This window comes from Arthrobacter sp. NEB 688, from assembly GCF_013201035.1.
Taxonomy (GTDB): Bacteria; Actinomycetota; Actinomycetes; order Actinomycetales; family Dermatophilaceae; genus Phycicoccus.
On the sequence record NZ_CP053707.1, the window covers coordinates 4,002,765 to 4,020,263 of the forward strand.

The window sequence follows — 17,499 nt, forward strand, 5'->3', positions numbered from 1 at the left end:
CCCCCGCCGGTGACGGCGTGGGCGCCGACGACCTCGGTCAGTCGCGGGTCCGGTTGACGAACGAGCGGACCGCCAGCGGCGCCAGCACCGCCGAGAGCCCGACCGACCAGATGACCGTCGTGAGCACCGGGTGCTGCAGCGGCAGCGCCGAGTCGGCGGGCAGCGGGATGCCGTCGTTGCCCCAGAGCTCGCGCAGCGCCTGGACGAGGGAGCTGATCGGGTTCCACTCGGCGAGGAAGCGCAGCCAGTCGGGCATCACGTCGGTCCGCGCGAAGGCGTTGGACAGGAACGTGATCGGGAAGACCGTCGTGAACATGACGCCCTGCACCGCCTCGACCGAGCGCAGCGCGGACCCGAAGAGGATGCCGACCCAGATCATCGCGAAGCCGAAGAGCAGGAGCAGCCCGTACCCGGCGAGCCCGCGCAGCACCCCGTGGTGGATGCCCCAGCCGACGAACAGCCCGGTGACGGACATGACGACGATGCCGATCGAGGAGTGGATGAGGCTCGAGACGCTGCGGGCGACGACGACCGACGAGCGGCCGATCGGGAGCGACCGGAACCGGTCGACGATGCCCTTGCCGAGGTCGGTGTTGAGGCCGATCGCGACGATGAAGGCGCTGAAGGTCATCGTCTGCGCCATGATCCCCGGCAGCAGCCACTCCTTGTAGTCGACGCCCGGCACGACGATCGAGCCGCCGAAGACGAAGGCGAAGAGCAGCACGAACATCACCGGCTGGATGGTGACGTCGGTGAGCATCTCGGGCTGGCGCTTGATGTGGGTCAGGTTGCGGCGCACCAGCGCCGAGACCTGCCGGAGGGGGCTCGTGCCCGTCGCGCTCGGGTGCTCGGCGTGGAACGGGCGGCCGGCGGAGGTCGTCGTGGGTGCGGTCATCGGAGGGCCTCCTCGGCGCTCGCGTCGGCGGCGGGACCACCGGCGTCGGGGGCCTCGGACTCGGCCCGGTGCCCGGTCAGGGTGAGGAAGACGTCGTCGAGGCTCGGGCGCTGCAGGCCGATGTCGTCGAGGTCGATGCCGGCCTCGTCGAGCCGGGCCGCGATGCGGGTCAGCGCCCCGACCCCCTCGGCGGGAGCCGTGATGCGGCGGGCGCCGCGGTCGAGGTGGATCTCGCCGACCTCGCGGCGGACGATGTCGGCCGCCCGCTCGACCTCGGCCGGGCGGCTGACCGCGACGACGAGGCTCGCGGCGCCCGAGCGGTCCTTGAGCTCGAGCGGCGTGCCGTCGGCGATGACCCGCCCGTGGTCGACGACGACGATGCGGTCGGCCAGCTGGTCGGCCTCGTCGAGGTACTGCGTCGTGAGGAAGAGCGTCGTGCCCTCGCGGACGAGGTCGCGCAGGACGCCCCAGAGCTCGACGCGGCTGCGCGGGTCCAGGCCCGTCGTCGGCTCGTCGAGGAAGAGGACCGGCGGGGTCGCGACGAGGCTGGCGGCGAGGTCGAGCCGGCGGCGCATCCCGCCGGAGTACTCCTTGACGACCTTGGAGGCGGCGTCGGTCAGCGAGAACCGCTCGAGCAGCTCGTCGGCGACGCGGCGCACCGTGCGGCGGTCGAGGCCGTAGAGGTCACCGACGAGCCGCAGGTTCTCGCGGCCGGTCAGCAGCTCGTCGACGGTCGCCGACTGCGCCGTCAGCCCCATCCGGCGGCGCACGGCGTCGGCGTCGCGGACGACGTCGAGGCCCGCGACCCGGGCGGTGCCGCTCGTCGGCACCGAGAGCGTCGTCATCATCCGGACGGTGGTGGTCTTGCCGGCGCCGTTGGGGCCCAGCATGGAGAAGACGGTGCCCTCCGGCACCGAGAAGCTCACGCCGTCGACGGCCGTGAAGTCCCCGAAGGTCTTCACGAGGTCGACGGCCTCGATGGCCGCGCCGCTGGTCGTCATGCACCGACCGTAGGGGTGACCGCCGACAGAGGTCACCCCCTTTTCGGTGACAACCTCCCGACCAGCGCGGACGCCCGGGCGGGGTCGACGTCGGCGAGGAGCCCGGCGGCGAAGAGGACGTAGTCGCGGTCGACGGCGGCGACGGCCCGGTCGGGCACCCGCCAGCCACCCCCGTGGTCGGCGAGCGCGGCCCCGAGCACGCGCTCGGCGGTGCCGTCGGGGGCGTGCCGCAGGACGCCGCCGGAGCCGACGAGCATCCCGACGTCGGCGAGCGGCCGCGGCCGCTCCCCCGCGGCCGGACGCCCGTGGCGGCGCAGGGCGACGGTGACGGCGGCGGTCGCGAGGGCCTCGTCGGCGGCCCACTCGGCCGGCGTGCCCGACAGCGCACCGGTGTCGGCCGCGACCCGCGCGGCGTGCGCGGCCACCTCGGCGGCGACGGGCATCCGCTCGCGCCCGGCCGCCTCGACGATGCCCTCGGCGTTCCAGCGCATGCCCAGGTCGGCCTCGACGGTGCGGGCGTGCCAGACCGGGCCGACGACCTCGCGGTGGATGGCGGCGTCCTCGCCCTGCGGCGTGACGACGGAGTAGACGTCGGTCGTCGCGCCGCCGACGTCGACGACGAGGACGTCCTCGCCGCGCGCCTCGGCCAGCACCTCGACGCCCCGCAGGACGGCATCGGGGGTCGCGGCCCGGACGAGCTCGGCGAACCCGCGCCCGCGCGAGAGGCCCTTGCCGCCGATGACGTGGCGCAGGAAGACCTCGCGGATGGCCGCGCGCGCGGCGTCGGGGGCGACCTCGCCGATGCGCGGCAGGACGTTGTCGGTCACCGTGAAGCGCCGCCCCGTCGCCTCGAGCTCGGCGACGACGGCGTCCGCGGCGTCGGCGTTGCCGGCGACGACGACCGGGGCGGTGACCCGGGCCCGGGCGAGCCGACGGGCGTTGCGCAGCAGGACGTCGGCGTTGCCCCCGTCGGTGCCGCCGACGAGCAGGACGAGGTCGGGACGGTCGGCGCGCAGGGCGGCGACGTCGGCGCCGGCCATCGGCCCGGAGGCGACGTGCACGACGCGTCCGCCCGCCGAGAGGCCGACCCGGAAGCCGGCCTCCGCCGTCACCTCGCGCTCGTAGCCGACGACGGCGACGCGCAGCCCGCCGCCGGCGCTCGAGCACAGGAGCGTGCGCTCCGGCTCGCGCCCGTCGGCGAGCGCGGCGCGGACCGCGTCGACCCCGTCCATGACGTCGGTCGCGACCGTCGTGGGGTGCGACGCGCGCCCCGCCACCTCGCCGTCGTCACCGACGAGCAACGCCTTCGTGAAGGTCGACCCGACGTCGACGCACAGGACCGCACCCACGCTCCGAGACCCTAGTGGCCGGGGGCACCGCCGCCGGGGGCGCCTCCCCCGGTGGGCTGCGTCGTCGTGTCGACCGGCGCGGTGAGCGCGACCGTGTAGCCGCTGCTCGTGTCGCCGGAGACGGTGCCGAGCTGGTGCACGCCGCCGTCGTCGCCGAACACCATGTCGCTCGTCAGCGAGAGCTGCGCGAGGTTGGGCACCGACTGCTCGTACCCGCTCGTCGCGTAGACGGTGTCGCAGGTCGCCTTCGGCAGCGCGACCTGCGAGGTGGCGATGACGTTCGCGCTGTCGGTGATGCTCGCCTCGTCCGGGTAGACCTCGAAGTGGATGTGCGGCCAGCGCCCCGCGTAGCAGGCCGGGAAGATGCTCGTGAACTCGACGACGCCGGAGTCGTCGGTCACCTGGACGCCGCGCAGGTAGTTCTCCTGCGTCACGCCGTCGGTGTACATCGAGTAGCGGCCCTCGCGGTCGCAGTGCCAGACGTAGACGGCCGCTCCGGCCATCGGGCCGCCGCCCCCGGCGATGTCGAGGACGGTCAGCCGCAACGTCATCGGGATGCCCTCGGCCGTCGTCGTCGAGGTGCCGAAGCTGCTGCGGATGTCGGAGCGGACCACGCCGCTCTGCTCGAGGACGTCGGCGCCGTTGGAGCCGTCGCCGGGGTAGGGGCCCGCCGTCTCGTCGGGGATCTCGGTGAGGGTCGTGTCGGCGGCGTCGCTGGCCGCAGCGGAGGCGGTCGCCGTCGCGGCGGACGAGGTCGTGGCGCTCGAGCCGCTGGAGGAGGTCGAGGCCCCGCAGGCCGCGAGCGCGGTGCCGGCGGCGCCGATGCCGAGGACGGCGAGCATCCGGCGGCGGTCGAGGAGCGTGCCGAGGTCGAAGGCCAGGCCCTGGTCGACGACCTCGTCGTCGGGGCGGGGCAGCGGACGGCCCTCGTAGGTGGGGCGGTCGTCGGTGTGCGTCATGGGGGTACCTCCGGGTCGGTGTCGTCCCGACGACCGTAGGAAGCGCACCGAGCCGCACCGTGTGTCCTCGCTGTGCGTCGTCTGTGACCGCCTCCCACCCGTCGAGCGAACAGGACACGCCGCGCGGCCAGGGGCGCACGCGGCGTGTTCTGTTCTCTCGAGGGGGTTCTCGGCCCCGTGAGCTGCGGGTCAGGTGAGGCGGTCGAGCGCCTGGCGCAGGTCGGCGACGAGGTCCTCGACGTCCTCGATGCCCACCGACAGGCGGATGAGGTCGGCCGGCACCTCGAGCTCGGTGCCCGCGACGGACGCGTGCGTCATCCGGCCGGGGTGCTCGATGAGGGACTCGACGCCGCCGAGGGACTCGCCGAGCGTCCACAGCTGCGTCTCGCCGCAGACCTTGGCCGCGACGTCCTCGCCGCCCTTGACGCGGAAGGCGACCATCCCGCCGAAGCGCTTCATCTGGCGCCGGGCGACGTCGTGGTTCGGGTGGTCGGGCAGGCCCGGGTAGTGGACCGCGGTGACGCCGGGGTGGCCCCGGAGGAAGTCGACGACGGCCTCGGCGTTGTCGCAGTGGCGCTCCATCCGGACGGCGAGCGTCTTGAGGCCGCGCAGCACGAGCCAGGCGTCGAACGGGCCGGCGACGGCGCCCATCGAGTTCTGGTGGAAGGCGACCCGCTCGGCCACCGACTCGCCGTCGCGCGTCGTGGCTCCCGGCGCGACGACGACCGCGCCGCCGACGACGTCGCTGTGGCCGCCGGCGTACTTCGTCGTGGAGTGGACGACGACGTCGGCGCCGAGCGCGATCGGGCTCTGCAGGTAGGGCGACGCGAAGGTGTTGTCGACGACGAGCAGCGCGCCGGCCTCGTGCGTCAGCGTGGCGATGGCCTCGATGTCGGCGATGCCGAGCAGCGGGTTGGTCGGGGTCTCGACCCACACCATCCGCGTCTCGGGGCGCATCGCGGCGCGCACCGACTCGACGTCGGCGACCTTCGCGATCGAGTGGTCGACACCCCACGGCTTGAGCACGCGGTTGAAGAGCCGGTAGGTGCCGCCGTAGGCGTCGGACGGGACGACGACGTGGTCGCCCGGCGCGAGCAGCGCACGCAGGACGGTGTCCTCGCCGGCGAGGCCGCTCGCGAACGCGAAGCCGCGCTCACCGCCCTCGAGCGCGGCGACGCACTCCTCGAGCGCGGCGCGCGTCGGGTTGGCCGAGCGCGAGTACTCGTAGCCACCGCGCAGGCCGCCCACGCCGTCCTGCTTGTAGGTGCTCACCTGGTGGATGGGCGGCACGACGGCGCCGGTCAGCGGGTCCGGCTCCTGCCCGGCGTGGATGGCGCGGGAGGAGAAGCCGAGGTTCTCGGAAGTCATCCTCCGAGCGTAGGGGCCGCGGGGGGCCCGGCGGGACCGCGGGGTGCGCTCACCCTCGGTCGAGGTGCCGCTGCCAGGTGCGCAGGCGGCCGCTGGGCCGGAAGCCCATGGCCCGGTTGACGGCGAGCATGTGCGCGTTCTCCTCGGCGTTCCAGGTGCGCACCGTGCGCACCTCGGGCAGCGCCTGCGCGAGGGCCCGCAGGTTGGCCAGCTTGAGCGCCAGCCCGAGCCCGTGGCCGCGGTGCTCGCGGGTGACGAGGGTGTCGTGCTGGAAGGCGAGGTGCGGCGTGGCCTGCGGGCACTGGATGCTCGTGTAGCCGACGAGCCGACCGCTGCCGAGGTCGCGCACGAAGGTCGACACGACGCGGCGTCCCATCGCCCGGGTGCGCTCGTCCTCGCCGCGCACGCGCTCCTCGTCCCACTCCTCCTCGGCCAGCTCGAGGTCGCCGAGGGGCACGTCCGTCGACATCCGGCGGGCGAGGAACGCGCGGTCGGCGAGGTCGGCCTCGGGCATCGCGTCGACGTGCGTCTCGAGCCGGTAGCCGTCGGCCACGACGGGCTCCGGCACCTCGCCCTCGTGCACCGGGAGGTCGGAGCGCAGCACCGTCTGCGCCGGCTCGAAGCCGTGCCGCTCGACCCATCCGGCGAACGGGTCGTCATCCGTGTCGGCGCCCCACTGCGTCTCGGCGTGCAGCGTGGTGCGCCCCAGGGTGTGCGCCTCGCCGACGGCCCAGCGCACCAGCGCGTCCCCCACGCCCCGATGCCGGTGCGCCGGCAGCACCGCGACGAAGAGCTGGGCGGTGCCCTCGTTGTCGAGCAGCGGGGCGATGACGCCCGCCGCCCCGACGGGCTCGTCGCCGTCGAGCGCGAGCACCTGGAGGCGGCGCTTGGACGCCGACCCCTCGAGCCCGCGCAGCTCCTCGGCGCTCCAGGCGTCGTGGTCCTCGCCCTGCTCGTCGCAAGCGACGTCCTCGAGGACACGGGCCCAGGCATCGAAGCGGGCGCGCTCGGCGGGGTCGGTGTCGAGTCCGGAGACCGGGACGAGGGAGGTCACGCGGAACACCGTGCCATCCCCGGCGGTTGGACCCCACATGCTTTTCGGTTCGAGTGCGAAGACCACCCTCCCCACCCGCGAGGAGGCCCTGCCGGGCCGCGAGCACCGCATCTTCCCGGTGCCCACGACCCACACGGTGCTCGGCACCCCCCTGGAGGGTCCGTGGCCCGACGGCACCGAGGTGCTGTACGTGGCGATGGGCTGCTTCTGGGGCGTCGAGCGCATCTTCTGGAAGCTGCCCGGCGTCGTGACGACGGCGGCCGGCTACATGGGCGGGTTCACCCCCAACCCGACCTACGAGGAGACCTGCACGGGGCGCACCGGCCACGCCGAGGCCGTCCTCGTCGCCTACGACCCCACCGCCACCTCCCCCGAGCTGCTGCTCAAGGCGTTCTGGGAGAACCACGACCCGACGCAGGGCAACCGGCAGTACAACGACGTCGGCACCGCCTACCGCTCGGCGATCTTCACGACGACCCCCGGCCAGGCCGCGGCCGCCGAGGCGACGCTCGAGGCGTTCCAGGGCGAGCTGACCAAGGTGGGCCGCGGGACCATCACGACGACCATCGCCACCGCCGAGCAGGCCGGCCCGTTCTACTACGCCGAGGACTACCACCAGCAGTACCTCGACAAGAACCCCGGCGGCTACTGCAACCACGGCCCGAACGGGCTGACCTGCCCCGTCGGCGTCGCCAACCTCCCGGCCCAGACGGACGTCGCGCCCCCGCGCGGCTGACCCACCCGGCCACCTCGACGAAGCCCCCTACCCGCCCGGGAGGGGGCTTCGTCGTCTCTCGGACGAATCCGGCGGCCGAACCACAAGCCCGCACGTGCGGGGTTATCGCTGTCCGGCCCCACTCCGGATCCCGCAATGCACGCACGTGCGGGGTTATCGCTGTCCACCCACCTCCCGAACCACGAGAAGCCCGCACGTGCCGGGATATCGCTGTCCGCTCACCTCTCCAACCACGAAAAGCCCGCGCGTGCCGGGATATCGCTGTCCGCTCACCTCGCCAACCACGAAAACCCCGCACGTGCCGACTTGCCCCGCGGACCGCCCCCGGCGCCGACCACGAAATGCCCGCACGTGCCGGGTCATCGCTCTGCGCCCACCTCCCGGACCACGAAATGCCCGCACGTGCCGGGATACCGCTGTCCGATCACCTGCCGAACTGCGCAAACCCCGCACGTGCGGGGTCGGCTCGGCCTCAGGCGCTGCGCAGGTGCCGTGGCCCGAAGTACCGGCGCCACTCGTCGGACCGGCGAGTGATGCGCTCGCCACGCTCGGTGAGGACGGTGGCGACCCGACGCACGGTGGCCTCCGGCTCGACCCACAGCCCCGGGGAGGTGACGACGACCATCCGCCAGCCCCAGCCGTCGAACTCCTCACGCCGCCGGATGTCGCCCGCCCACTGCTCGGGGTCCTCCGCGTGCTGGCGGCCGTCGTACTCGACGCTCACCTTGCGTGCGCGGTAGCCCATGTCGGCCCGCCGCAGCAACGCCCCGTCCTCGTCGTGGAAGCGCAGGTCGGTCTCCGGCTCCGGGAGCCCGGCGAGCAGGAGGAGCATCCGGGTGCGGGACTCGGGCCCCGAGTCGACACCCACCCGGACGAGCGAAGCGGCCCGGCGGGCCAGGCGCCGGTGCCGGCCCGTCGTCGCGGCCGCGGCGACGAGCGCATCCGGCGTCGTAGATCCGGCGTGCACGAGGCTGTCGCCGAGGACGACGAGCTCGACGACATCGAGGTCTTCGGCGCAGTCGAGGAACGTGCGTTCCGGTGTCGTGACCCGCAGGCCGTGACGGGTGGTGATGCCCGAGCGGTCCGACGAGACGCGCGCGTCGACGCCGTCGACGTCCATCCGGCCCCACTCGAGCAGCCGACGGGCCTTCGTCGAACAGCCCGCGCCGCCGCCCCTCGCCCGCGAGCGCGCCTCCCGCGAAGCCATCCGCTCGACGGCGTCCGGTCGGAGCGTCGTCACGTGGGTCTGCCAGTCATCGGGGGCGATGCCGCCCCAGAGCGCGGCCGCCGTGTGCCGCGAGACGACGGTCGCCGCCGGCGCGACGAGCATCGCCGCCCGGGCCCGGACGCGGGCGTCGACGGCAGCCCCTGCGTCCACGTACACGCCGTGCACGAGCCGCCGGAAGCGCGGGCCCCGCAGCGACGCCTCGGTCGCGAGGCCGCGCGCCATCGCCTCGACGCCGAGGAACGGGCGGGAGGTGTCGAGCGGCTCGTCGGTCACAGGGTCGAGACTGCCCCGATGAGCCCGGTCGCCGCTGGCGTCATCCACAGGCTCCGGAACCTCGCACGTGCGGGGTTATCGCTGTCCGAGATGCACCCCGGTCGCGACAAGCCCGCACGTGAGGGGTTATCGCTGCCCGGCCACCTCCCGGACCACGAAAAGTCCGCACGTGAGGGGTTGTCGCTGCCCGGCCACCCCCGACCACGAAAACCCCGCACGTGCCGGGTTATCGCTGCCCGAACCCACCCCCGACCACGAAAACCCCGCACCTGCGGGGTTCCGGCACATGGGCCTGTGCACCGGGCACGCACGAGGCCCTCCGGTCCCTGTCGGGCGGAGGGCCTCGTGTGGTGCGAGGGACCGGGCGGTCAGCGCACGGCGGGCTCCGGCTGGCGGCCCACCGCGGCGTCGCGGTCGGTGTCGACGTCGACGTCCGTCGCGCGGGCCGGGGTGGTCACCGGCTCCGGGCTGGACTGCGACATCGTGTCGAGCATCTCGTGGCCGGCGTGCTCCGCGGCCACGGCCGGGGTGTCGTCGTGGTTGCTGTCGCGCAGCGGGAGCGCCTTGATGGCGAAGGTCGCCAGGAGCACGAGCGCGACGACCGGCAGGCCGATGAGGAAGACCTCGTGCAGCTGGTCGGCCAGGCCCTGGCGCACCGCGGTCGCGACGGCCGGCGGCAGCTGGGCGAGCGCGGCCGGGTCGAGCACGGACCCCGCGCTGGCGGCGCCCTCGGGCATCGAGGCCGCGGCCCCGGCGGGGAGGTGGGACGCGATGGCGCCGCCGAGCCCGCTGGTCAGCACGGTGCCGAAGACGGCGATGCCGACCGTCGACCCGACGTTGCGGAAGAACTGGCTCGAGGCCGTCGCGACCCCGAGGTCGCGCTTCTCGGAGGCGTTCTGGACGACGAGCGTGTACTGCTGCATCGCCATCCCGATCCCGATGCCGAGCACGACCATCGCCAGCGTCAGCTGGGTCTGCGTCGACTCGAAGGTGAGCCGGGTCAGGAGCCAGATGCCGGCGCCCATGACGACGACACCGACGACCATGAACGGCTTGTAGACGCCGGTCCGTGTGATGGCGAGGCCGGTGAGGATGCCCATGACGATGAGGCCGACCATGAGCGGCGCGAGGATGAGGCCGGAGTTCGTGGCGTCGACACCGAGCACACCCTGGGCGAAGACCGGGATGTAGATGATCGAGCCGAACATCACCATCGCCAGGCCGAAGCTCGCGATGTTGGCCGCCGTGAACACGCGGGAACGGAAGAGGCGCAGCGGGATCACCGGCTCCTCGGCGCGGTTCTCGGCGAAGACGAAGGCGACGAGGCCCACGACGCCGACCACGTAGAGACCGATGATGGTCGCCGAGCCCCACGGGTAGGACGTGCCGCCCCACGAGGTGGCGAGCAGGACCGCGGTGAGGCCGACCGCCAGCGTGGCGATGCCCCAGCTGTCGACCTTGGCCTCACGGCGCTCGTGCGGCAGGTGGAGGAAGCGCAGGATGAAGCCGGTGGCGACGACGCCGATCGGGATGCCCGCGAAGAACAGCCAGCGCCAGCCCCAGTGGTCGGTGATGAACCCGCCGGCGAGCGGCCCCGCGACGGACGTGACGCCGAAGACGGCGCCCATGAGGCCCTGGTACTTGCCGCGCTGCCGCGGCGGGATGATGTCGCCGATGATGGTCTGCGACAGCGGCATCACGGTGCCCATGCCGAGGCCCTGGATGGCGCGGGCGGCGACGAGCACCCAGAAGGACTGGGCGAAGCCGGCGACGAGCGAGCCGACCATGAAGACGACGAGGCCGGCGATGTAGAAGCCGCGGCGGCCGTAGAGGTCGGAGAACTTGCCGACGATCGGGACGGTGATCGCCGAGACGAGGAGGGCGGCGGTGGCGACCCAGCTGTAGTGGTCCATCCCGCCGAGCTCGGAGACGATGCGCGGCATCGCCGGCCCGACGATGGTCTGGCTGACGGAGGCGACGAGCATCCCGAGCATCAGGCCCAGGAACACCCGCCGGGAGGCGGGGCTGAGCTTGTACGGCTGGGGAGCCGTGGCGGTCGCGGTGGTCATGCAGTGGTCCTCTCGCGGTCGGCCGCCTCGGGGGCGGGGTCGGTGGGGCCCGCGACGCTGCGGACGGGGTGGTCGGTGTCCCTCGCGACGCGCGCGAGGGAGGTCTGGAGGCGGCCGAGCAGGTCGGCCAGGGTGCGTCGGTCGGTCTCGTCCCAGTCCTCGAGGGCGACGCCCACGAGCTCCTCGCGGCGGCGGCGCTCCTGCACGAGGACCTCACGGCCGTCGTCCGTCAGGCCGACGAGCTGGGCGCGGCCGTCGTCGGGGTCGGGGGTGCGCTCGAGGAAGCCGCGGTCGACGAGGGCGCTGACGCGCCGGCTCGTCGTCGACTGGTCCAGGCCCACGGCGTCGGCGAGGGCGCAGGCGCGGCCGGGGCCGCGCTTGGCCGTCAGCGCCAGGAGGGTGTACTCGGGGCGGGTCACCGGTCCCTCGACGACGTGGGCCCTGTTGAGGAGTCCGAACATCGCCGAGAGGTGCTCGGTGACGAGCGGGTCGGCGGTTGCTTGCATGACACAAGCATATGTCCTTTGTTGCAGAATCTGCAACTTTGCTCGTCCTGCAGGAACGCGGCATACTGGCGGCATGGTTCCGGGTACCGCGACGGCCGAGGCGACCCCCTCCCTGCGCGACCGCAAGAAGGAGGCCACCCGCCAGCGCCTGCACACCGCGGCCGTGCGGCTGGCCCTCGCCCACGGGATGCAGGAGGTCACGGTCGAGCAGATCGCGGCCGAGGCGGACGTCTCCCCCCGCACCTTCTTCAACTACTTCCCGACCAAGGAGGCCGCGCTCGTCGGCGCCGACCCGGCCCGCACCGAGCAGCTGCGCCAGGCGGTGCTCGCGCGCCCCGCGGACGAGTCGGTGCCGCAGGCTCTGCGCGCCGTGCTCACCGAGCACGTGCGGGGCTTCGCCGACGAGCCGGAGCTGTGGCGGATGCGCAGCGAGCTCGCCGCCCGCGTCCCCGAGCTCGAGGCGCGCATCGCCGGGGCGGGGCACCGCCTCGAGAGCGCGCTCGTCGAGGCCGCGCACGAGCGGGCCGGCACGACCGCCGCCGACGACCTCGCCACCGGGCTCGCCGCGCGCACCGCGATGGCCGCCCTGCGCGCGGCGTTCCACCAGCACCGGGCGGCGGGCTCGACGGGCTCGCTCCTGCACCGGCTCGAGGCCGCGTTCGACGCCGTCGGCCTGCGCTGAGCCCCGCTCCCCCGCGGCCTCACCACCGCGGACGTGTGTGAACCCGCCGGGGATCCCCGGCGGGTTCACACACGTTCGCGCAGGGCGGGGGCACGTGCCGCCTCCGCCACTCCCGGCGCCGGGCCAGCGACGGCGAACACGCACCGTCGCTGGACGACGAAGGACACCGTCAGCAGCACCGCCTCGGTGAGGACCTTGCCGACGAGCAGCGCCAGGCCGAGCCGGCCGACGAGGACCTGCATGAGCGCCGCGTTGGCCGCGAGGACCACCGCGACGAGGGCGGCGTAGCGCAGCCCCGCGTGCCGCCCCCCGCGACCGAAGACGAAGCGCCGGTTGGTCCGGTAGTTGACGCTCGCGCTGACCACCCGGGCCCCGACCACCGAGAGCAGCAGGCTCCCGGAGAGCACGTGGAGCAGGACGAGCAGCGCGTAGTCGACCGCCGCGGCGAGGAGGGAGGACGCGGCGAACCGGGCCATCGGCGCGTAGACGCGCAGCGAGTCGCGCACCGGACGGAAGTGCGACGACGCGTTGCCCTCGAGGTAGACCGTCGCGATGGGGACCTCGACCACCGCGTGCCCGGCCCCGTGCGCCCGCAGGAGCAGCTCGAGCTCGTACTCGAAGCGCTCACCCTCGACGCGGCAGAGCCAGCCGAGCATCTCGCAGGGGTAGGCGCGCAGCCCGGTCTGGGTGTCGGACAGGTCGATCCCCGTCGTCAGCACGAACAGCCGCCGGGTCACGGCGTTGCCGAGCCGGCTGCGTCCCGGGACCGGCCCGGAGAAGCGCCGCACCCCGAGGACCATCGCGCGGCGTGAGCCGGCGACCCGGGCGGCGACCGCGAGCACGTCGCCGGGCGTGTGCTGGCCGTCGCTGTCGGCGCACACGACGTCCTCACCCGGCCAGCGCCGGGCCGCCTCGCGGAAGCCCGTCTTCAGCGCGCGGCCCTTCCCCCGGTTGACCTCGTGGTGGACGACCACCGCCCCGGCCGACGCGGCGTCGGCGAAGGCCCCGGCCGACGCGGGCCCGCTGCCGTCGTCGACGACGAGAACGTGCAGGTCCGGCTGCGCGGCCAGCAGGTCGGCCACGAGGGCGCCGAGCCGGCCGTCGGGCTCGTAGGCGGGGACGAGGACGATCACGACGCGCCCCCTCAGGCCCCGACGTAGAGGATGTCCGAGGTGCCGCGCTCCTGGCCCCGGCCCAGCGGGTCGTTGACGAGGTCGCCGTCGAAGACCATCGCGCTCGAGCCCCCGCCGTCGAGGTTGTAGGCCACCCGGGCCCCGCGGTCGACGAAGACCTGCGCGAGCTCGCTCATCCCGATGCCGCGGCTGTAGCCGACGGACCGGCCGTCGGCGACGATGACGAGCAGGTGGTTGGTGTCGACGAGCCCGATGCCCGTGCGCGGCTGGTCGCCCTGCACCGAGTGGTTCCCGAAGTTCGTGTCGACCTCGACCGAGTCGATGCCGTCGACCACCGCCCCGTCGTCGACGAGCCCGGGGCCGAACGAGAGCGTCTGCCACACACCGTCGGAGACGAGGGTCCTGGCGCTGGTCGCCGTCTCGTCGTAGAGGCGCATCGAGCCGTCGCGGTACCAGGCGAGGCCCTGCCGGGCACCCGCGTCGCGGTAGGCGACGCCGTTGCGGACGACGATCCCGTCGTCCCGGAACCCGTAGTAGTCGCCGTTGACGGCCCACACCGCGCCGACGGTGGCGGCGATCGCGCTCGGGACCTCGATGATGTTCTGCCCGAACTCGTCGTCCGCGAACGCCGACCGCAGGACCGTCGCGTCCTGCAGCCGCAGGTCGGCCGTGAAGTAGACGAGCTGGTCGTCGCCGCTGCCGACCACGGTCCTCGAGATGTCGACCGTCGCGAGGTCGCTCGTGTACGTCGTCGCCGAGACGCTCCCGCCGGTCGAGGCCGTCGCCGCCGAGGCGACGCCCTGGCTCGCCTCGTAGGCACTGGCCGAGGCGACCTCGACGTGGTCGACGACGTACCGCTCGAGGGCCCAGCCGGTCCCGGTCGCGGCGAGGGCGGCCAGCCCGAGCCCGCCGCCGAGGAGGGCGCGCCGGCCGACGCGGCGGGGCGGACCCGCGGCCGGCGGCGGTGGGGTGCGGTCGGGGGCGAGGGTGCTCGTGGGCTCGTTCATGGGCACCACGGTCGAGCCCACCCCTGTGCCCCTCCTGTCCCCGCCCGGTGGGCGCCCGATGACCGCGACGGAGGCGGGGAGCCTCGGATCTCGCTGACCGGCAACGGGATACCCAAAGACGGGGCATCGACCTGCCACAGGCACCCCACAGCGGCGCCCGGCCTGATGGTCCTCGACACCCACTCCCTCCGACCCAGGAGCCTCCCGTGAGCACCCTGATCGTCTACGCCGCGAACGTCGTGGCCATCTGCCTCCTCGTCTTCGCCCTCTACGTGCCCCGGCACGGGCGCCGCGACCTCGTCGTCGCCTACCTCGGCGTGAACATCGGGGTGATGGCCGTCGCCTCGGCGCTGCTCGACAGCGCGGTCGGCGCCGGCCTCGGTCTCGGGCTCTTCGGCGTCCTCTCGATCATCCGGCTGCGCTCCGAGGAGCTCGCGCAGCACGAGGTCGCCTACTACTTCGCGGCCCTGGCCCTCGGGCTCCTCAGCGGCCTCGCGGTGGGTCCGGTGTGGCTGCCCGTCGCGCTCATGGTGGTCGTCGTCGGCGCCCTCTGGCTCGGCGACCACCCGCGGATGCTGCCCCGGCACCGCCGCCGCCTCGTCGTGCTCGACCGGGCGTACGACGACGAGCGCGACGTCGTCACCGCCCTGGAAGGGCGGCTCGGCGGACCGGTCATCGGGGTGTCCGTCCTCAAGGTCGACCACGTCAACGACTCGACGACCGTCGACGTGCGCTTCCGGGCGCCGGTGGCGCCGACCCCCGCGGACGGCGCCCTCGACGCGTCGGGACCGGTCCGCCGCACGACGGTGCTCGTCCCGTGAGCACCGCCACCCTCCCCCGGCTGGAGGGCCTGCCGGCCGTCGGGCTCGAGGAGCTCGTCGCGACGAGCGGCCTGCTGACCCGGGTCGACCGCAAGTACGTCCTCACCGCGCTCGAGGCGGGGATGCTGACCGCCCTCGCGCCCGCCGGCACGCGGGTGCTCGAGATCGACGGGCACCGCACCCTCGGCTACACCACGCGCTACCTCGACACCGACGGGCTGCTGACCCAGCGCCTGGCCGCCCACGGTCGGCGGCGCCGGTTCAAGGTCCGGTCCCGTCGCTACGACCTGACCGGGGCCGCGTACCTCGAGGTGAAGACCCGGGAAGGCGAGCGCACCGTCAAGTCTCGGCTGGAGGGCGTGCACCTCGAGCACGACCGGCTCGACTGCGCGGGAGCGCAGTTCGTCATCGACGCCCTCGCCGCCGCGGGCATCGACGACCGCACCGTCGTCGACCTCGCCCCGGCGCTCGACATCCGCTACGACCGCACGACGCTGCACCTCGCCGGCGACGGCGCCCGCGTCACCGTCGACCGCGCGCTGCGCTGGGAGCGGCCCGACGGCCAGGTGCTGGAGCGACCCGACCTCGTCGTCGTCGAGACCAAGGGCCCGGGCCGCCCGTCCTCCCTCGACCGCGTCCTGTGGTCGCTCGGCCACCGCCCCCGGCGGATGAGCAAGTACGCGACCGGCCTGGCCGCGCTCGACCCCGCCCTGCCCGCCAACCGCTGGGCGCGCACCCTGCGCGACCACGTCCGTCCCTGAGGAGACCACGATGAAGCTCACCAAGGCCCGGGCCGCCGTCACGGCCGCCCTGCTCGCCGCCACCCTGACCGGCTGCGGCGTCGCGGGGGCCGTCACCGGTGCCTCCGTCGACGACAGCAGCACGACGACCACGACCACCGCCACGGCCACGCCCGGGGCCTCGGTCGAGGCGGTGCTCGCCGCGAACCAGGAGTCCCACGCCGAGGCCGACGACGGGACCTACGACGCCGCGAGCGCCACCACGGTGACCCTGTCCGGGTCCACCGCCACGGTCTCCGGCGACGGGGCCACCGTGGACGGCTCGACGGTGACGATCACCGCGCCCGGCACCTACCTGCTGACGGGCACGCTGGCCGGCCAGGTCGTCGTCGACTCCTCCGCGGAGGGCACGGTCCAGGTCGTCCTCGACGACGCGCACGTCACGTCCTCGACCGGTCCGGCCCTGTCCGTCACCGCGGCCGACGAGGCCGTCGTCGTGCTCGCCGACGGCTCGACCAACACCCTCGAGGACGGCTCGGGCTACGCCCACGGTGCGGGCGAGCCCGACGCCGCGCTGTACTCGGCCGCCGACCTCACCATCGCCGGCACCGGCGCCCTCACGGTCACCGGCAACACCGACGACGGCATCGGCTCGCAGGACGGGCTGGTCGTCCTCGGTGGCACCGTCACCGTCACGGCGGTCGACGACGCGGTGCGCGGGAAGGACTACGTGCGGGTCGAGGGCGGCACCCTCACCGCGACCGGCGGCGGGGACGCCCTGAAGTCCGACAACGCCGAGGACGCCGACCGCGGCTACGTCGCGGTGCTCGGCGGAACCCTCGCGCTGACCGCGGGCGACGACGGCATCAGCGCCGCCACGGACGCGGCGGTCGGCGGCGGGACGACGACGATCTCGGCGGAGGGCGACGGCATCCACGGCGACGTCAGCGCCACCGTCGGTGGCGGGAGCACCACCGTCACGAAGTCCGGCGAGGGCCTCGAGGGGAAGGTCGTGACCGTCTCGGGCGGCACCCTGTCCATCACCAGCTCCGACGACGCGGTCAACGCGACCGACGGCTCGAGCTCCGGCGGCGGGATGGGCGGAGGCGGCATGTCGGCACAGGACGGCGTCTCGGTGACCGTCAGCGGCGGCACGCTCCTCGTGGACGCCGAGGGCGACGGGCTGGACTCCAACGGCTCCCTGTCGATCACCGGCGGCACCATCGTCGTCAGCGGCCCGACGGGCAACGGCAACGGGGCCCTGGACACCAACGGCGGCCTGAGCATCTCGGGTGGCACCCTCCTCGCGGCCGGGTCCTCCGGGATGGCCGAGGCGCCGTCGACCGACTCCGCGCAGGGCTGGGTGTCCGCGACCTTCGACTCCGGGTACGCGGAGGGCACCGTCGTCCAGGTGGTGCACGACGGCACGGTCATCGCGTCCTTCACCGCGAGCAAGACCTTCTCGTCGCTCGTCTTCTCGTCCGCGGCCATCACCGCGGGCGAGTCGTACGACATCTGGGTCGACGGCACGCCGTCGGGCACCGCGGTCGGCGGGCTCGCCCTCGGCGGCTCGACCGACGGAGGCTCCGAGCTCGGGACGGTGACCGCCGACGTGCACACCGGCGGCCAGGGCGGCGGCCGCCCCTGAGCCCGTCGCCGGGCCGGGTGGAGCGGGAGT

At 74.1% G+C, this 17,499-nt stretch carries 16 protein-coding genes; 5 read left to right on the forward strand and 11 right to left on the reverse strand.

Annotation, left to right across the window (positions count from 1 at the left end; genetic code table 11):
• Positions 1-37 precede the first annotated feature (37 nt).
• The 6 genes from HL663_RS18760 to HL663_RS18785 all read right to left on the reverse strand — a co-directional run bounded on the left by HL663_RS18760 (position 38) and on the right by HL663_RS18785 (position 6,626).
• A complete protein-coding gene (locus tag HL663_RS18760; RefSeq protein WP_173029844.1) occupies positions 38-895 on the reverse strand; it encodes an ABC transporter permease in 858 nt (285 codons plus the stop codon).
• Positions 892-1,896 (reverse strand): ATP-binding cassette domain-containing protein, encoded by a 1,005-nt coding sequence (locus tag HL663_RS18765; protein ID WP_173029845.1) that lies wholly within the window; start codon positions 1,894-1,896, stop codon positions 892-894. The genes HL663_RS18760 and HL663_RS18765 overlap by 4 nt, the downstream gene beginning before the upstream one ends.
• A 32-nt stretch (positions 1,897-1,928) precedes the next feature.
• Positions 1,929-3,245 (reverse strand): glutamate mutase L, encoded by a 1,317-nt coding sequence (locus tag HL663_RS18770; protein WP_173029846.1) that lies wholly within the window; start codon positions 3,243-3,245, stop codon positions 1,929-1,931.
• 11 nt (positions 3,246-3,256) lie between these two features.
• On the reverse strand, positions 3,257-4,204 hold the full coding sequence (locus HL663_RS18775; protein WP_173029847.1) for a dioxygenase family protein: 948 nt from the start codon (positions 4,202-4,204) through the stop codon (positions 3,257-3,259).
• A 189-nt stretch (positions 4,205-4,393) separates the two neighbouring features.
• On the reverse strand, positions 4,394-5,572 hold the full coding sequence (locus HL663_RS18780) for a cystathionine gamma-synthase (protein WP_173029848.1): 1,179 nt from the start codon (positions 5,570-5,572) through the stop codon (positions 4,394-4,396).
• Positions 5,573-5,621: 49 nt separating this feature from the next.
• Positions 5,622-6,626 (reverse strand): GNAT family N-acetyltransferase, encoded by a 1,005-nt coding sequence (locus HL663_RS18785; protein WP_173029849.1) that lies wholly within the window; start codon positions 6,624-6,626, stop codon positions 5,622-5,624.
• A gap of 37 nt (positions 6,627-6,663) precedes the next feature.
• Between HL663_RS18785 and msrA the strand changes: the two genes are divergently transcribed.
• Entirely contained in the window at positions 6,664-7,362 is a 699-nt protein-coding gene (msrA, locus tag HL663_RS18790; protein WP_173029850.1) for a peptide-methionine (S)-S-oxide reductase MsrA, read from the forward strand.
• Positions 7,363-7,834: 472 nt separating this feature from the next.
• On the opposite strand, the gene HL663_RS18795 is transcribed toward msrA, so the two are convergent.
• The 3 genes from HL663_RS18795 to HL663_RS18805 form a co-directional block, all read right to left on the reverse strand.
• Complete coding sequence (locus HL663_RS18795) at positions 7,835-8,863, reverse strand: hypothetical protein (RefSeq protein WP_173029851.1); 1,029 nt, start codon at positions 8,861-8,863, stop codon at positions 7,835-7,837.
• Between the two features lie 368 nt (positions 8,864-9,231).
• Positions 9,232-10,932 carry an MDR family MFS transporter gene (locus HL663_RS18800; RefSeq protein ID WP_173029852.1) on the reverse strand — a complete coding sequence of 567 codons (1,701 nt, stop codon included), beginning with the start codon at positions 10,930-10,932 and terminating at the stop codon, positions 9,232-9,234.
• Entirely contained in the window at positions 10,929-11,438 is a 510-nt protein-coding gene (locus HL663_RS18805) for a MarR family winged helix-turn-helix transcriptional regulator (protein WP_173029853.1), read from the reverse strand. The genes HL663_RS18800 and HL663_RS18805 overlap by 4 nt, the downstream gene beginning before the upstream one ends.
• Positions 11,439-11,511: 73 nt before the next feature.
• On the opposite strand from HL663_RS18805, the gene HL663_RS18810 reads away from it, so the two are divergent.
• Positions 11,512-12,120, forward strand: coding sequence for a TetR family transcriptional regulator (locus HL663_RS18810; protein WP_173029854.1), 609 nt, complete (start codon positions 11,512-11,514; stop codon positions 12,118-12,120).
• Between the two features lie 65 nt (positions 12,121-12,185).
• On the opposite strand, the gene HL663_RS18815 is transcribed toward HL663_RS18810, so the two are convergent.
• Both HL663_RS18815 and HL663_RS18820 read right to left on the reverse strand, forming a co-directional pair.
• Positions 12,186-13,253, reverse strand: coding sequence for a bifunctional glycosyltransferase family 2/GtrA family protein (locus HL663_RS18815; protein WP_286175794.1), 1,068 nt, complete (start codon positions 13,251-13,253; stop codon positions 12,186-12,188).
• Between the two features lie 11 nt (positions 13,254-13,264).
• On the reverse strand, positions 13,265-14,260 hold the full coding sequence (locus tag HL663_RS18820; RefSeq protein ID WP_173029855.1) for a phosphodiester glycosidase family protein: 996 nt from the start codon (positions 14,258-14,260) through the stop codon (positions 13,265-13,267).
• Between the two features lie 206 nt (positions 14,261-14,466).
• Here HL663_RS18820 and HL663_RS18825 point away from each other — a divergent pair, with 206 nt between their 5' ends.
• From HL663_RS18825 to HL663_RS18835, 3 genes are read left to right on the forward strand one after another with little or no spacing between them, the layout of a single operon-like run.
• The gene (locus HL663_RS18825; RefSeq protein ID WP_173029856.1) at positions 14,467-15,081 is read left to right on the forward strand and encodes a DUF4956 domain-containing protein; all 615 of its coding nucleotides are present in this window, start codon (positions 14,467-14,469) and stop codon (positions 15,079-15,081) included.
• Positions 15,078-15,842 carry a VTC domain-containing protein gene (locus HL663_RS18830; protein WP_173029857.1) on the forward strand — a complete coding sequence of 255 codons (765 nt, stop codon included), beginning with the start codon at positions 15,078-15,080 and terminating at the stop codon, positions 15,840-15,842. Before HL663_RS18825 ends, HL663_RS18830 begins: the two co-directional genes overlap by 4 nt.
• A gap of 10 nt (positions 15,843-15,852) precedes the next feature.
• Positions 15,853-17,469 (forward strand): carbohydrate-binding domain-containing protein, encoded by a 1,617-nt coding sequence (locus HL663_RS18835; RefSeq protein WP_173029858.1) that lies wholly within the window; start codon positions 15,853-15,855, stop codon positions 17,467-17,469.
• Positions 17,470-17,499: the final 30 nt, after the last annotated feature.

Coding starts and splice junctions, on each gene's coding strand:
- HL663_RS18805 (WP_173029853.1), bottom strand. CDS start 11,438: ATGCAAGCAACCGCCGACCCGCTCGTCACCGAGCACCTCTCGGCGATG.
- HL663_RS18800 (WP_173029852.1), bottom strand. CDS start 10,932: ATGACCACCGCGACCGCCACGGCTCCCCAGCCGTACAAGCTCAGCCCC.
- HL663_RS18780 (WP_173029848.1), bottom strand. CDS start 5,572: ATGACTTCCGAGAACCTCGGCTTCTCCTCCCGCGCCATCCACGCCGGG.
- HL663_RS18760 (WP_173029844.1), bottom strand. CDS start 895: ATGACCGCACCCACGACGACCTCCGCCGGCCGCCCGTTCCACGCCGAG.
- HL663_RS18775 (WP_173029847.1), bottom strand. CDS start 4,204: ATGACGCACACCGACGACCGCCCCACCTACGAGGGCCGTCCGCTGCCC.
- msrA (WP_173029850.1), top strand. CDS start 6,664: ATGCTTTTCGGTTCGAGTGCGAAGACCACCCTCCCCACCCGCGAGGAG.
- HL663_RS18765 (WP_173029845.1), bottom strand. CDS start 1,896: ATGACGACCAGCGGCGCGGCCATCGAGGCCGTCGACCTCGTGAAGACC.
- HL663_RS18835 (WP_173029858.1), top strand. CDS start 15,853: ATGAAGCTCACCAAGGCCCGGGCCGCCGTCACGGCCGCCCTGCTCGCC.
- HL663_RS18810 (WP_173029854.1), top strand. CDS start 11,512: ATGGTTCCGGGTACCGCGACGGCCGAGGCGACCCCCTCCCTGCGCGAC.
- HL663_RS18820 (WP_173029855.1), bottom strand. CDS start 14,260: ATGAACGAGCCCACGAGCACCCTCGCCCCCGACCGCACCCCACCGCCG.